The 14,356-nt window shown below is 64.8% G+C and carries 13 protein-coding genes and 1 tRNA gene; 7 read left to right on the forward strand and 7 right to left on the reverse strand.

The window, feature by feature from the left end:
• Nucleotides 1-32: 32 nt before the first annotated feature.
• The 4 genes from LB572_RS12980 to LB572_RS12995 form a co-directional block, all read right to left on the reverse strand.
• On the reverse strand, nt 33-695 hold the full coding sequence (locus tag LB572_RS12980) for an aminotransferase class IV family protein (RefSeq protein ID WP_224667983.1): 663 nt from the start codon (nt 693-695) through the stop codon (nt 33-35).
• On the reverse strand, nt 644-1,789 hold the full coding sequence (locus LB572_RS12985) for an aminodeoxychorismate synthase component I (RefSeq protein ID WP_224667984.1): 1,146 nt from the start codon (nt 1,787-1,789) through the stop codon (nt 644-646). Before LB572_RS12985 ends, LB572_RS12980 begins: the two co-directional genes overlap by 52 nt.
• Before the next feature lie 156 nt (nt 1,790-1,945).
• A complete protein-coding gene (locus tag LB572_RS12990) occupies nt 1,946-2,641 on the reverse strand; it encodes a proton-conducting membrane transporter (protein WP_224667985.1) in 696 nt (231 codons plus the stop codon).
• A gap of 355 nt (nt 2,642-2,996) precedes the next feature.
• Nucleotides 2,997-4,832 (reverse strand): M3 family oligoendopeptidase, encoded by a 1,836-nt coding sequence (locus LB572_RS12995; protein WP_224667986.1) that lies wholly within the window; start codon nt 4,830-4,832, stop codon nt 2,997-2,999.
• Between the two features lie 159 nt (nt 4,833-4,991).
• Here LB572_RS12995 and LB572_RS13000 point away from each other — a divergent pair, with 159 nt between their 5' ends.
• The 4 genes from LB572_RS13000 to LB572_RS13015 all read left to right on the forward strand — a co-directional run bounded on the left by LB572_RS13000 (nt 4,992) and on the right by LB572_RS13015 (nt 9,244).
• A complete protein-coding gene (locus LB572_RS13000) occupies nt 4,992-6,539 on the forward strand; it encodes a sigma-54-dependent transcriptional regulator (RefSeq protein WP_140803170.1) in 1,548 nt (515 codons plus the stop codon).
• 378 nt (nt 6,540-6,917) lie between these two features.
• Nucleotides 6,918-8,774 carry a DUF882 domain-containing protein gene (locus LB572_RS13005; RefSeq protein ID WP_224667987.1) on the forward strand — a complete coding sequence of 619 codons (1,857 nt, stop codon included), beginning with the start codon at nt 6,918-6,920 and terminating at the stop codon, nt 8,772-8,774.
• Between the two features lie 95 nt (nt 8,775-8,869).
• Nucleotides 8,870-8,943 (forward strand) — tRNA-Gln (locus LB572_RS13010).
• A gap of 124 nt (nt 8,944-9,067) precedes the next feature.
• Nucleotides 9,068-9,244, forward strand: a complete 177-nt coding sequence (locus tag LB572_RS13015) for a hypothetical protein (RefSeq protein WP_224667988.1) — start codon at nt 9,068-9,070, stop codon at nt 9,242-9,244.
• 53 nt (nt 9,245-9,297) lie between these two features.
• On the opposite strand, the gene LB572_RS13020 is transcribed toward LB572_RS13015, so the two are convergent.
• On the reverse strand, nt 9,298-10,191 hold the full coding sequence (locus LB572_RS13020; protein ID WP_224667989.1) for an AraC family transcriptional regulator: 894 nt from the start codon (nt 10,189-10,191) through the stop codon (nt 9,298-9,300).
• A 153-nt stretch (nt 10,192-10,344) separates the two neighbouring features.
• Between LB572_RS13020 and LB572_RS13025 the strand changes: the two genes are divergently transcribed.
• On the forward strand, nt 10,345-11,091 hold the full coding sequence (locus LB572_RS13025; RefSeq protein ID WP_224667990.1) for an SDR family NAD(P)-dependent oxidoreductase: 747 nt from the start codon (nt 10,345-10,347) through the stop codon (nt 11,089-11,091).
• 9 nt (nt 11,092-11,100) lie between these two features.
• Here LB572_RS13025 and LB572_RS13030 read toward each other — a convergent pair whose 3' ends face one another.
• Entirely contained in the window at nt 11,101-11,739 is a 639-nt protein-coding gene (locus LB572_RS13030; protein ID WP_224667991.1) for a 2-dehydro-3-deoxy-phosphogluconate aldolase, read from the reverse strand.
• Between the two features lie 147 nt (nt 11,740-11,886).
• Between LB572_RS13030 and LB572_RS13035 the strand changes: the two genes are divergently transcribed.
• On the forward strand, nt 11,887-12,816 hold the full coding sequence (locus LB572_RS13035) for a rhodanese-related sulfurtransferase (protein WP_224667992.1): 930 nt from the start codon (nt 11,887-11,889) through the stop codon (nt 12,814-12,816).
• An 81-nt stretch (nt 12,817-12,897) separates the two neighbouring features.
• On the opposite strand, the gene LB572_RS13040 is transcribed toward LB572_RS13035, so the two are convergent.
• Nucleotides 12,898-13,260, reverse strand: a complete 363-nt coding sequence (locus LB572_RS13040) for a YybH family protein (RefSeq protein ID WP_224667993.1) — start codon at nt 13,258-13,260, stop codon at nt 12,898-12,900.
• Nucleotides 13,261-13,457: 197 nt separating this feature from the next.
• On the opposite strand from LB572_RS13040, the gene LB572_RS13045 reads away from it, so the two are divergent.
• Nucleotides 13,458-14,189 carry a tellurite resistance TerB family protein gene (locus tag LB572_RS13045; RefSeq protein ID WP_224667994.1) on the forward strand — a complete coding sequence of 244 codons (732 nt, stop codon included), beginning with the start codon at nt 13,458-13,460 and terminating at the stop codon, nt 14,187-14,189.
• Nucleotides 14,190-14,356: the final 167 nt, after the last annotated feature.

Consider the following 14,356-nt stretch of genomic DNA (forward strand, 5'->3'; position numbering starts at 1 on the left):
TTCTTCAAACAGAAAATCGTCGGCTGCTCCAGTCAGCCGAGCGTCGCAGGGATCAGCCCGCGCAGCGAATTGCCGACGAAGATCGCCTTCGCCGCCTTCAGGTCGTCGAAGCTGTAGATCGCTTCCACGGCGCGGCCTTCGTCCAGAAGCGCGCCGCGCAATATTCCAGGCAAGAGGCCGCAGTCGAGGCGGGGCGTGGCGAGCAGCCCGTCGCCGAAGTCGGCGAAGAGATTGGTGATCGTGCCCTCGCAGAGCTCGCCGCGCTCGTTGGCCAAAACCACTTCGTCGGCGCGGGTGGCGAGATATTCCGCGCGCGCATGCTGGTAGGTCTCGCGGCGGCTTGTCTTGTGGCGCAGCAGCATGTCGCCGGAATCGAGCCGGATGCGCGCCAACTGCAGCCGCCAGACCTTGTCGACCGGCAGCGGTTCGTAGGCTTGAGCGGCAGCCGTCGCTTCGCCGTTACGCTGCAGGGCAAGGCGCACGCGCAAGGCAGTCCCGTGCCCGCCAACGGTGTTCGACAGCACTTCGCCGATCCGCCCGGGATCGCAGGCGAAGCCGAGTTCGGCGGCGGACGCATAAAGCCTGGCGAGGTGGCGCTCGAAGCGCAGGAAGCCGGAACCCGGTTCCCAGCGCATGGTCTCGATCAGCTCGAAGCCGGCACCGTTCCCGTCGCGAAGCGCGCTTTCAGCAGACACTCCTTGTACTCCTCCTCGGCGGTCGAATCGAAGACGACGCCGCCGCCGACATTGTAGACGGCCTCGCCATCGGCAAAGAGCGAGATGGTGCGGATCGTCACCGAAAAACGCATCCTGCCGCCTGGCGCGATCCAGCCGATGGCGCCGCAATAGACGTCGCGCGGTGCGTCCTCCAGATCGTGCAGGATTTCCATCGCGCGGATTTTCGGCGCACCGGTGATCGAGCCGCATGGAAAGAGCGCTGCGAAGACCTGGCGGATGCCGATGTCGGGCAACAGCTTCGCCCGCACGCGGCTTACCATCTGGTGCACCGTCGGATAGGTCTCGATGCGGAACAGTTCCGGCACGTCCAGCGTGCCGACCTCGCTGATCAGCGAGATGTCGTTGCGCAAAAGGTCGACGATCATCCGGTTCTCGGCCTGGTTCTTCTCGTCGTTGCGCAGGAAGGCTTTCAGCCGCGCGTCCTCGGCCTTGGTCGCGCCGCGCGGCGCGGTGCCCTTCATCGGGTGCGTTTCGATCATGCCGTCGGCATCGATCTCGAAGAACAATTCGGGCGAGCGCGACAGGACGATCGGGTCGCCGAGCGAGACCAAAGCGCCGTATTTCACCGGCTGGCGTTCGGTCAGCGCGTCGAAAGCGGCGAGCGGATCGCCGGACCATTGCGCGCGAACCGCGAAGGTGAGGTTGCCCTGGTAGCAATCGCCCTTGCGGATATGGTTGTGCAGACGCGCGAAGCGGACGGCATAGTCCTCGGCGGACCATGTCGCCCTGGCGTCGAAGATCGGGCCGTTGCGGACAGGGCCCGCGTTTTGCGGCACCGCCTGCTCGACAGGCGCATCGAAGACGCCGAGGCAGACCAACGGCGCACGGCGGCCTTCGGGCAGCAGCGGCACCAGTTTCGGCTCGAGCAGGTAACCGGCTTCGTATGAGAAATAGCCCGCCAGCCATTTGCCGGAGTCCGAGGCAGCCTGCGCCCTTTCAAGCGCCGGCGTGAACTCTTCCGCGTCGTTCGCGACGATGATCTCGCGCGGCCGGTCGAAGACCGTCTGACGAGCGGTCGCGTCGTTGCGGAAAATGGCTGCGGGCAGGGACATGGGCCTCAGGGTGCGGACAAAGCGCCGTCGACCGCTCTATATGGGGGCCCCGCGTGGCGCAATCGAGAGAGCGGCGTCGGGCGGCGCAAAGGCGGCTGGCCCAAAACAAAGACGGCGCCCGTAAGGACGCCGCCCTGCTGCCAACAGGCAGGGTGTTCAGGTGTTGCTTGCGGTTCCGGCCGTCGGGAACTGGCGGGCGAATTCGGCCTCGTTGCCGGCGGCCAGCAGTTTCGCCTGCTCGATCCATTTTTCGCGCGCGATACGGCCGTCGAAATTGAGTACCTCTTCGATGCGTTTGACGTCGTCGGCGGTCCAGGCGGCGATCTGGGCATAGGTGGTGACGCCCAGGCCTTTGAGCAGTCTTTCATTGACCGGGCCGATGCCGATGAGGCGGCGCAGATTGTCGGCCTTGCCGGTCGCGGCCTGCGGCGCGGCGGCTTTCTTGGCCGCGGGCGCTGCCACCTTCTTGGGTGCGGCGGACTTGGCCGCAGGCTTCGCCGACGCAGTCTTCTTTGCCGCGGCCGGCTTCGCCGGGGCGGCCTTCGTCGCTGCCGAGGTCGCGGCAGCGGGCGTCGACATCAGCGCAGCCGCCGGCGCAGCGGTTTTGTCGGTGCCGGCCTTGCCGGAAGGCGCGTCGCGCAACCGGCTTTCGAGATCGGCGCGGGCACGGCCACAGGCGTCGAGCTCGCCCTTCAACCGATCGCTGTCGGCGCGCAGCCTGTCGCGCTCGCTTCGGGTGCGGTCGAGATCGCCACGCAGACTGTCGAGTTCGCCGCGCAAGCGGCCCCAGATGAACCAGCCAACCAGGATGCCCACAACGAACGCCAGGAGCATGTAGAAGAAAGTGCTCATTTCCCTCTCCAGTCCGATCTGTCGGTCGAGGCCCGGAAAGACGAGCTCACGCCAAGGATCGTCAAAGGTTCCGTGGTCGGCGGAACCGCCGGCTTCAATCGAGCCATCGGCGTGCGGCCTTGTCCGGAGCCGACGGCCATCATCGCATTCGCCGTAGCGTAGCGGCCGGCCATCTCTGGCCTGCGCGATGCGTCCGGCTGAGCTTGAGGCCGGACGCTATCATATGGCTTGTCGAAAGCTAGTTGAAAATGCGCCGGAGAGTTATTCAAGAACAGCTATTTAGCGCAAGAATAGATCTTTGCTAATATGCGTTCCGGCTAAACTATTGCGGCCGATGCCTGCGCTGTTGCTGTCGTCAATTGTCGAGCGCCTCCAACTCGTCGATCAGCGAACCGATCACGCCAAGGCCGATCTGCCAGAAAGCGGGGTCGGTGGCGTCGAGGCCGAAGGGGGCCAGAAGCTCGGAGTGATGCTTCGTGCCACCGGCGCGCAGCATCTCGAAATATTTCTCCTGAAACCCGCGCTCGGCATTCTGGTAGACGGCGTAGAGCGAGTTCACCAGGCAATCGCCGAAGGCATAGGCATAGACGTAGAAAGGCGAGTGGATGAAATGCGGGATGTAGGTCCAGAAGACCTCGTAGCCCTCGCGCAGCTTGATCGCCGGCCCCAGGCTTTCGGCCTGCACCTCCAGCCAGAATTCGCCCAGCCTGTCCGAGGTCAGCTCGCCGTTCTTGCGTTCGGCATGCACCTTGCGCTCGAACTCGTAGAAGGCGATCTGGCGCACGACAGTGTTGATCATGTCCTCGACCTTCTGGGCGAGCATGGCTTTGCGCTCGCGCTTGTCGCTGGTCTGCTCGAGCAGCGAGCGGAAGGTCAGCATCTCGCCGAAGACGGAGGCGGTTTCGGCGAGCGTCAGCGGCGTCGAGGCCATCAGCGCGCCCTGGCCCGCGGCCAGCACCTGGTGCACGCCATGGCCGAGCTCATGCGCCAGCGTCATCACATCGCGCGGCTTGCCCATGTAGTTGAGCAGCACGTAAGGATGCGCCGACGGCACCGTCGGATGGGCGAAGGCGCCGGGCGACTTGCCCGGCCGCACCGGCGCGTCGATCCATCTGCGATCGAAAAAGCCGCGGGCGATTTCGGCCATGTCCGGCGAGAAGCGCTGGTAGGCCGAAAGCACCGTGTCCCTGGCGTCGTCCCAGCTGATCACCGCCTGCGGCGTCTCCGGCAGCGGCGCGTTGCGGTCCCAGTGGTTCATCACTTCCATGCCGAGCCAGCGCGCCTTCATCGCGTAATAGCGGTGCGACAGCCGCGGATAGGCCTCACGCACGGCCGCGGCCAGCGCGTCGACCACATCGCGCTCGACGCGGTTGGCGAGGTGGCGCGAGTCGGCAATATCCTGGAAGCCGCGCCAGCGGTCGGAGATTTCCTTGTCCTTGGCCAAAGTGTTGGTGATGAGGGTGAAGGTGCGCAGGTTCTTGCGGAAGGTCGCGGCCAGCGCCTCGGAGGCGCGGCGGCGCACCTCGCCGTTCGAATCCTGCAACCGGTTCAACGCCGGCTCAAGCGTCAGTTCCTCGCCGTCGACCTCGAAGCGCAGGTCCGTCATCGTTTCGTCGAACAGGCGGTTCCAGGCGCCGCGCCCGGTGACCGACTTTTCGTGGAACAACTGCTCGACGCGGTCCTCGAGCTGGTAGGGCTTGTCCTTCCTGAGGTCGAGCACCCAGGGCCGGTAATGGCCGAAGGCCTTGTCGGCGGCCAGAGCGCTCTCGATCGCCGCATCGTCGATCAGGTTGAGCTCGAGCGCGAAGAACAGGAGATGCGCGCTGGCATCCGTCATCTTTTCCTGGACGTCGCCATAGAGCTTGGCGCGCTGCGGGTCGGCGGTGTTGCCGGCATAGACGAGGCCGGCATACGAGACGATGCGACCGATCAGTTCCTCGAGTGCCTCATAAGCTTTCAGCGCCTCGCCCAGCCGGCCGGCGGCGCCGCGCCCGGCTTCCGCGGCCAGCGTGCCTTTCCAGCGGGTCTCGAAGGCGATGGCTTCGCTGGCCGCCCTGGCGATGTCGCGCTTCAACTCGGGCGCTTCCATGCCCGAATAGAGATCGGCAAGATTCCACTCCGGCAGGTCGCCAAGCCCCGCCGCGCCCTGGCCGGACGACGCCGCAAGCCGCTGACCAAACATCATGCGCATCAACGATACCTTTTTTGAACCAAGGAGCCAGAATCAAAGGGAAAGGAGAAGCCGGTCAAATCCTAAGGAATTCGTTCACCGGGTTTTTTGAAACCTTATTTAGAACCCTGTGCCAAGATGATCCATGGGGATTTTCTCGGGCGGACAACTCAAACAGTCATGACAGGTTCCATACTCATAGTCGATGACGATCCGGTGCAGCGCAGGCTGGTCGAGGCCGCGTTGACCAAGTTCGGCCACAGCGCGATCGTCACGGATAGCGGCGAGGCCGGCCTCGACGTGCTCGACGGGCCGAACGCGCGCGAGGTCTCCGTCGTCATTCTCGATCTCGTCATGCCCGGCCTCGACGGCATCGGCGTGCTGAAGGCCATGCGCGAGCGCGCCATCAACATCCCCGTCATCGTGCAGACGGCCCAGGGCGGCATCGAGACCGTCGTCTCGGCGATGCGGCACGGCGCCTTCGACTTCGTCGTCAAGCCGGCGTCGCCCGACAGGCTGCAGACAGCGATCTCGAACGCGCTCAAGGTGGAGGCCGTCGAGGACGAGATGAAGCGCGTATCGCGGCGACGCGGCGGCGGCCATCTCACCTTCAAGGACATGATCACGCGCAGCCAGGCTATGGAGCGGGTGATACGCCTTGGACAGAAAGCGGCGGCCTCCAACATCCCGATCCTGATCGAGGGCGAGTCCGGCGTCGGCAAGGAACTGGTGGCGCGCGCCATCCAGGGCACCGGCGACCGTCGCTCGAAGCCGTTCGTCACCGTCAATTGCGGCGCGATCCCGGACAATCTCGTCGAATCGATCCTGTTCGGCCACGAAAAGGGTTCCTTTACCGGCGCCACCGATAAGCACACCGGCAAATTCGTCGAGGCGAATTCCGGCACGCTGTTCCTGGACGAGATCGGCGATCTGCCGCTCGACGTCCAGGTCAAGCTGCTGCGCGCCGTGCAGGAAGGCGAGGTCGATCCGGTCGGCGGCCGCTCGACCGTCAAGGTCGATATCCGCCTGATCTCGGCCACGCACCGCAACCTCCTGCAGCAGGTCAAGGACGGCAAGTTCCGCGAGGACCTGTTCTACCGGCTGAACGTCTACCCGATCTTCGTGCCGCCGCTGCGCGATCGCCGCGACGACATTCCCTACCTTGTCCGGCATTTCATGGAAAAGGTCGCTCCGACCGATCCGCGCCGCCGCCTTGCCGGCATATCGGCCGCGGCGCTTGCGATGCTGCAGGCCTATGACTGGCCGGGCAACATCCGCCAGCTGGAGAATGCGGTCTTCAGGGCGTCGGTGCTTGCCGAGGGCGATGTGCTGACCGAGGAGGAATTCCCGCAGATCCGGGCGCAGGTGGAAGGAACGGTAAATCTCGGAGCGGAACCGGCATACGCCGTCGCCGAGACGACCGCGGACGTGATCCGCCAGGCGGACGAGGCCGTTTCCGAGGCAATGGCGGTCGGCTTGCCCGATGGCCAGGCGCCAGCCAGGCCGCAGCCGCGGTTCGGAACGCTTCGGGCGTTGGACGAGCGCGGCAATGTGCGGGCGCTGGCCGATGTCGAGCTCGAGATGATCAAGCTCGCGATCGATCATTACAATGGCCAGATGAGCGAGGTTGCCCGCCGGTTGGGCATCGGCCGCTCGACACTCTACCGCAAGTTGAAGGAATATGGCATTGACCCCGAAGCTGGCCGCGTCGACCGGCTCGCCTCATGACAGGCAAGCCTCGAGCCAGCTTACCCGCCTAAAATCCGAGTCAAATTGTCGCTTTTGACGTGAAAACCATGGGTTTTCAGCGGTTGGCGTTGGCGGGGATCACGCATTAACGCTAACGGTAACAGATCGTGTTCTGGCCGAGGCCGGATTCTTGATCTAAACCAGCGGTTTACCACGAAATGCTGTGCATCATTTTTGACGGGATATCGCCACGGTATCACCGCATTTCGGCTTCAATAAACGATGATTAACCATTAGGATCGATATTCGGATGTGAAAACGACGCATCCGTTTGGTCAAATCCGGGGACAAACGGCAGCCTGAAAGCCATTTGATTTGAGCAAAATCGAACGACACAAAAACGGGCGGCATTTTCACATGAGCGTCTGGCCTAGGTGGCTGACGTTCGTGATTTTGGCCGTCGGATTCCTGTCCGCGGTGGCGTCAGGCGCCAGGGCTGAGGTGCGTACGCTCAAGCTCTATCACCTGCACACGCATGAAAAGGCCGAGATCGTCTACAAGCGCAATGGCCGCTACGATCCGGAAGGCCTGCGCAAGATCAACATCATTCTGCGCGACTGGCGCCGCAACGAGCCGACCAAGATGGATCCGCGGCTGCTCGACCTTGTCTGGGAAGCCTATCGCGAAGCCGGTGCGACCGACTATATCCAGGTCGTCTGCGGTTACCGCTCGCCCTCGACCAATGCGTTGCTGCGCTCGCGCAGCCGCGGCGTCGCAGAGAAAAGCCAGCATATGCTCGGCAAGGCGATGGACTTCTACATCCCCGGCGTGCCGCTGAAGAAGCTGCGCAACATCGGCCTGAAGATGCAAGGCGGCGGCGTCGGCTATTACCCAACCTCTGGTTCGCCCTTCGTGCATATGGATGTCGGCAATGTGCGCCATTGGCCGGGCATCAGCCGCCAGGAGCTGGTCAGCCTGTTCCCGAACGGCAAGACGCTGCATGTGCCGAGCGACGGCAAGCCGTTGCCCGGCTATCAGCAGGCCTTGGCCGCCTATCAGTCGCGCAAGGGTTCCGGCACGCCCAACATCGAACTGGCCAGCGCCGGCGGCTCGACCAAGCGGTCCGGCGGCCTGTTTGCCTGGTTCGGCGGCGGCGCCGACGAGGCCGACGACGACGCCGATGAGAGCGCCCCGGCGCCTCAGCAGAAAGCCGTGAAGCAGGTCCAGGTCGCGAGCGCCGCCACGGCACGCAACAGCAGCCTTCCGGGCATCGCGATTGTCTCGCCGAAGGATGCCAAGCGCGCCAACATCCCGCAGATCGCGGATGCCAGCGCCGACGATTCGCAGCAGCCGGAGCAGGATACGCCGGAGACGATCATCGCCGCGCTGCCGCCCAAGGAAATCCCGCTGCCCGACTTCGCGCCGCGTCCTAAGGTCGATGTCGGCCAGCAGGTGCCGCAGAACGTGCCGTTCGCCACGGCGGATGCCTCGGCGACGACGGAGCAAGCGGTTGCGACGGCCCAGGCGCCCGTGCCGGACAAGGTTCCGTTCGGCACAGCCAGCGCCGCGGAGGCCGCGAGCACCGATCCGGTGCGGGTGGCGGTCAACAACATCCCGCTGCCGACCTGGCGTCCCGACCGCTCGACGCCGGCGGAATTCGCGCCGAAGGACAAGAACGTGCTTCTGGCGCTGGCCGAAACGGCTTCGCAGGACAAGAGCGCGACCGACGCGTTCTCCGTGCTGCCGACAGCACGGCCGCAGCCCGGCAAGCAGGATGAGGTCAAAGCCGTTCTCGAACAGGCCAATGCAACCGTTGGGGCCGATGGTGGCGGCGCCGAATACCAGCTCGCGTCGCTGACCGAACCGGAGCCGCGCTCCGCCTTCAACGATCCGTCGGGCGTCGACGCAGCCTCGCCGCGCCAGGCTATCGCCGCCCTCCCGGCCGGGACCAATCCCGCGCAGGCGATCGGCGGCAATGTGAAAACGACGGCCAAGGAAGGCAGGGCGTCCGCCCACGATCTGAAGCCCGGACCCAAGGCCATGGTGGTGGCGACGCCGCCGCAGGCCGCGCGCTGGGCGCTGGGCAGCGGTGCCAACATCGCCTCGGTTTCCGACCCGACGACGGCGCCGCGCTATGCCTACAACATCGTGCACACGCCGCCGAGCGAAGTGTATACCGCCGGCTTCCAGATGGATGGCCAGGTGCCGGACGCAAGCCGCTTCACCGGCAACGCGGTGAAGTTCCTCTCGGTCGCGCGCTTCCAAACGAAATAGGCGAGCCAACGTGCCCGCCGCAAAGCCGCGTTGGTCCGCCAGCGCGGCTTTTATCTTTCATTGGCATGCGCCCTGCCTGTTTGGCCAACCAGTCTTCCCGCTTCGTCTAATGGTAGGACAGCGCCCTTTGAAGGCGTGAATCGTGGTTCGAATCCATGAGCGGGAACCAGATATGGCGACCTGAATCGGCGTTCCCATGTCTGCATGTTCACGCCAGGCTAAACTTCCCGTGAGGTTGGAACGCGATCCCCATTGATGGGTTAAAACGAGTTCGTTCCAAACTGAGGATATTCATGAAGAAGATTGTATTGGCGTCAGCTCTGGCGCTGGCTGCGGCATCGGCGGCGGTCGCTCCCTCGCAGGCCGAGACCGTGATCATCAAGACCCACAAGCATCATTGCGTCACCAAGCTGGTGACGCATTGGCGGCACGGTCACAAGGTGATCGACAAGGTCAAGGTCTGCAAATAACCGCATTCCAGGCAACTGACCCGGTCGGCGCAAGCCGACCGGGTTTTTCATGTTCAGTCGATCTCCAGCGCAGCCGCTTCGCCCTTCGATAGAAGCCGCGCGGCATCTCGCGCGGGCGGCAGTCCGAACTGGCGCGCATATTCGCGGCTGAACTGTGAGGCGCTTTCGTAGCCGACGGTGAAGGCGACATGCGCGGCGCTGCCCGGTTGCGCGATCAGCAGATGGCGCGCCTCCAGCAGGCGGAGCTGCTTCTGGTACTGGATCGGACTCATGGCCGTCGCTGCCTTGAAGTGGCGATGAAAAGCGGCGTTGCTCATATGCGACAGCTCGGCCAGTTGCGTCACGTCGATCGGCTCGTTGTAATGCGCCCGGATCCACGCCGTGGCGCGGCGGATCTGCGACAGGCGGCCGTCGGCGCGCGCGAGCTGGCGCAGCTTCTCGCCCTGCGGACCTTGCAAAAGCCGGAACGCGATCTCCCGTTCGAGCATGGGCGCGAGGACAGGAATCTCGGCCGGCCGGTCGAGCAGCCGCAGCATCCGGCGCCACGCATCGAGCAGCAAATCGTCGACTTGATTGGTCACGAAGCTGTCGCCATCGATCGCCGGCTTGTGGTCGATGAGCAGGCCGGCGATCAGCTCGGTATCGAGGGAGAAGGCAATCGCCATATAAGGCTGCGCGGCGCTCGCCTCGACCAACTGGCTGGTGGCCGGTGTTTCAACCGCATAGACGAAATAGCTGCCGGCGCTGTAGGCAAGCGTGCGATCGCCGATCAGGACCGTTTTGGTTCCCTGCAGGACAAACAGCGTGGTCGGCTGGCAAAGCTCGGGCAGCGGCGGCGTCGGAACCTCGCTGCGGCCGATAGTGACGCGCGGGATGGCCGTCTTCGTCCGTCGCCCGCGCGCATGGCGGCCGGCGATCGAGATCAATTCCTGAAGCGCTTCGTTCATCGTTTCAGCATTGCCGATCCACCGCGGCCAAGCAACCAACTGAGGCGGTGACTCATTTCCGGTTGAGAGGATTAGGCAAGAGGCTGAGAGCTTTTGGCGCGCAAAGCTGGCCGGTTCACGTCATCTCTGGGTCATCGAAAAGGAGACATGGATATGACGACGAAGAGCGCGCTGGTGACCGGCGCCAACAAGGGCATCGGCCTCGAGACCGTCCGCCGGCTCGCGGCACTGGATTACAAGGTGTGGCTGGGCGCGCGCGACGCCGAGCGCGGCGAGACCGCTGCGCTAGCGCTGCGCGGCGAAGGGTTGGACGTCGAGTGGCTCGCGCTCGACGTCGCCAGTGATGACAGCGTGGCGGCCGCGGCCAAGGCAGTCGCGGCGCAGTCGCCTGGCCTGGAGGTGCTGGTCAACAATGCCGGCATCGCTCCCGGCTATGTCGACGCGCTTGGCCCGGACGGTCGCTACCAGCGGCCGCCGAGCCGCGAGGGTGTCGCCGATATGCAAGCCACCTATGACGTCAACGTCTTCGGTCCGGTGCGGGTCACCCAGGCATTCCTGCCTCTGCTTTTGGCGGCGCCCGCTGCCCGCATCGTCATGGTGAGCAGCTATCTCGGATCGCTGGCGCGCGCGGCCGGCAGCAGCCAGTCGCCCAATGTCATGGGTTATGGCAGTTCGAAGACCGCGCTCAACGCCGTGACGCTGGCCTTTGCGCGGGAGCTTGCGCCGCGCGGCGTCATGGTCAACGCGGCTGCTCCCGGCTACACGGCGACGGACCTCAATGCGCACAGGGGCGGCCGCACGGTGCGACAGGCGGCCGAGATCATCGTGCGGCTGGCGACGCTGGAGCCGGGCGGACCGACGGGCGGCTATTTCGACGAGAACGGCGCGCTGCCCTGGTGAAGGCGCCGATTACTTCTTGAGCTTGCTCGCCTCACGTGCCAGCGCTTCGATCTCGTCCCATTTGCCGGCCTTGATGAGATCGTCGGGCGCAACCCAGGAGCCGCCGACGCAGATGACGTTGGACAGGCTCAGATAGTCGGCGGCGTTCCTGGCCGTTATGCCGCCGGTCGGGCAGAATTTCACGTCGGCGAGCGGCGAGGCGAAGGCCTTCAGCGAAGCGATGCCGCCGGACTGCTCGGCCGGGAAGAATTTCAGGAAGCGCAGGCCGGCTTCGCGCGCGGCCATGATCTCGCCGGGCGTGATGGCGCCGGGCAGCAGCGGCACCGGGCTGTCCTTGGCCGCGTCGAGAAGCTGGCTGGTGATGCCGGGGCTGACGATGAATTTCGAGCCGACGCTTGCCGCTTCGCCGAACTGCCTGGCATCGAGAATGGTGCCGGCGCCGACGATCGCCTCCTCGACCTCGGCGGCGACGCGGCGGATCGCTTCCAGCGCATCGGCGGTGCGCAGCGTGATCTCGATGGCCCGCAGACCACCTCGCGAAAGCGCACGGGCGAGCGGCACGGCATCGGCGACATTGGCGATCTTGAGCACCGGGATAACCGGCTGACCGTTGAGGAGCGACAGGAGCTTTTCGGTCTTGCTGGTCATATGCTGGTCTCCATTTCGATCGTTTTAAACCGATTAGCAGAAGGGATATGGCAAGTCCACGAAGGGCGGCGTGTCGTGATGTCACGTGGTCATGCGCCGGCAGTGTCCGCCTTGAAACGGCTTTCAGCACGGTCTAGTGGCATTGCCATGACAATAGCTAAGGAAATCCAGCCAGTCCGCGTCGCCGCCCTCTACAAGTTTGCCCGGCTCGACGGACACGAGGCCCTGCGCGCGCCGCTCGCTGCCTTCTGTTGCGGGCGCGGCATCAAGGGCACGCTGCTTCTGGCGAAGGAAGGCATCAACGGCACCGTCGCCGGCAGCGAGGAGGCGATTGCCGCGCTGATGGATCACCTCGAAGCCATCGAAGGCCTTGCCGGGCTGGAAGTCAAATACAGCAGCGCCGCCGAAATGCCGTTCCACCGCATGAAGGTGCGGTTGAAGCGCGAGATCGTCACCATGGGCGTCGAGGACATCGATCCGGCGACCAGCGCCGGCACCTATGTCGCGCCGGCAGACTGGAACGCCCTGATCTCGGACGCCGACACCGTCGTCATCGACACGCGCAACGCCTATGAAGTCTCGCTCGGGACTTTCAGGGGCGCGGTCGACCCCAAGACCACCAGCTTCCGCGAGTTTCCCGCCTGGCTCGAGGAGCACCGCGGAGAGCTTGAAGGCCGCAAGGTGGCGATGTTCTGCACCGGAGGCATTCGCTGCGAGAAGGCGACGGCCTATGTAAGGTCGCTCGGCCTCGAAAACGTCTTCCATCTCAAGGGCGGCATCCTGAAATACCTGGAGGACGTCCCGACCGAGGAGAGCCTGTGGCAAGGCGAATGTTTCGTCTTCGACGAGCGGGTGTCGGTCTCGCATGGCCTGACCGAGGGCGAAGCAGAACTCTGCCGCGCCTGCCGCCACCCGCTGACCGTCGAGGACCGGCTGTCGCCGAAATTCACCGCCGGCGTCTCATGCCCGCACTGTTTTGAAACGCGCTCCGACGAGGATCGAGCGCGCTATGCCGAACGCCATCGCCAGGTGGAACTGGCGCAAGCGCGCGGCGGCAAGCGCCATATCGGCAGCTAGTTCTTTGTCAGACGCAATTCCGGACGGAAAGCTACGGCGAGGTCGCCGAGCCTAACCGCTGCGCACTTTTCCTGGAATTGCTCAGAAGGCGACCGAATAACGGTCGATCGCCCAGAGCCATGTTCCGTCGCTCTGACGACGTGCGACCTCGCTGGTTATGCTGCCATCGGACAGCCTCGTCGACGTCAACGCCAGGTCGCCGTTGACCAGGGCAGGGCGCTGATCGCCACGCTGGAATTTGCGACCCGCGGCGATGCCCTGCTGGAACAGCGCGCGGATCGCGTGCCGGCCGCGAACCGGTTCGTCATCGCCGCTGTCGACGACGGCGTCGGGCTCGAACAGAGCCAGCATGCCCTCGATGTCGCCGGCCCATTGCCGATCGATCAGCAGACGCTCGAGATCCTGCGGATCGCGTGCCGGCTCGCGGCTTTCTGCATTCGTCATCCAATCGCTCCTTTCCGAAACCGGTGTGATCCTATTCGAAGCATTCCGCCGTTTCGACACATGACGAGTCCGCCCGGCAGCGGCGCCGTACGAGCGAAATGTCCGCAGTCATTGTAATGTCAAAGCGCGGGGCCTACCTCTTGCCGGTCCGAAACCTTGCCCGCGCGCATTCGGCCGGGCCAATTCTGGAGGCATTGATGCTCGACCCCAAGAAGCTGCTCGACGACCTTCTCGGCTCGCAAATCCCTGGGACCGGCTCGACTGTCCGCGACAAGGCGGGGCAGGCGGTGCAGATGGCGAAGGACAATCCGCTCGCGGCCGGCGCGCTTGCCGCCGTGCTGCTCGGCACCGGCACCGGCCGGCAGGTGACGGGCGCGGCCGTCAAGCTCGGCGGTCTGGCAGCCATCGGCGGCCTCGCCTACAAGGCCTACCAGAACTACAAGGCCGGCAAGGAACCGGCGCAGGCGCCGCCTGCCAGCGAGCCTGAATTGCTGCCGCCCCCGGCGGACACCGCCTTCCATCCCTCGCAGGCGCCGCAAGGCGAGGCCGAGTTCACGCTGACGCTGGTCAGAGCGATGATCTCGGCGGCGAAGGTCGACGGCCATGTCGACGATGGCGAACGCAAGAAGATCGCCGACAAGCTCAAGCTCGCCGGCGTCGGTGCGGAAGCCGAGAAGTTCCTCATTGCAGAGCTCGAAAGCCCGCTCGATCTCGACACGCTGGTCGCCGGCGCCAAGACCGATGCGCAGAAGCTCGAGCTCTACACCGCCTCGCGGCTGACGATCGATCCCGACACGCGCGCCGAGCGCGGCTATCTCGACCTGCTGGCCGGCCGGCTCGGCCTGCCGGACGCCCTGGTCGATCATGTCGAGGCGACGGTTTCGGCGGCAAAGGTGCCGGCCGGAAGCGCGCCCAGTTCACCGTGGTGAATCAGCCTTGGTAAACGCCATCGGGCGAGCCCTTGCCGGTCGTTAATCTCTCGTTAACTCAGCAAGCGCATCATTTTAATCAGTCGGACCGGCTTATCCTCCTCCCAAGCACGGTTCAGATCGGGGCGGTCGCCAATGGCCGCCCTTTTTGTTGGCCCCTGCTTTAT

The sequence above is a fragment of the Mesorhizobium sp. BH1-1-5 genome (assembly GCF_020165615.1).
Taxonomy (GTDB): Bacteria; Pseudomonadota; Alphaproteobacteria; order Rhizobiales; family Rhizobiaceae; genus Mesorhizobium.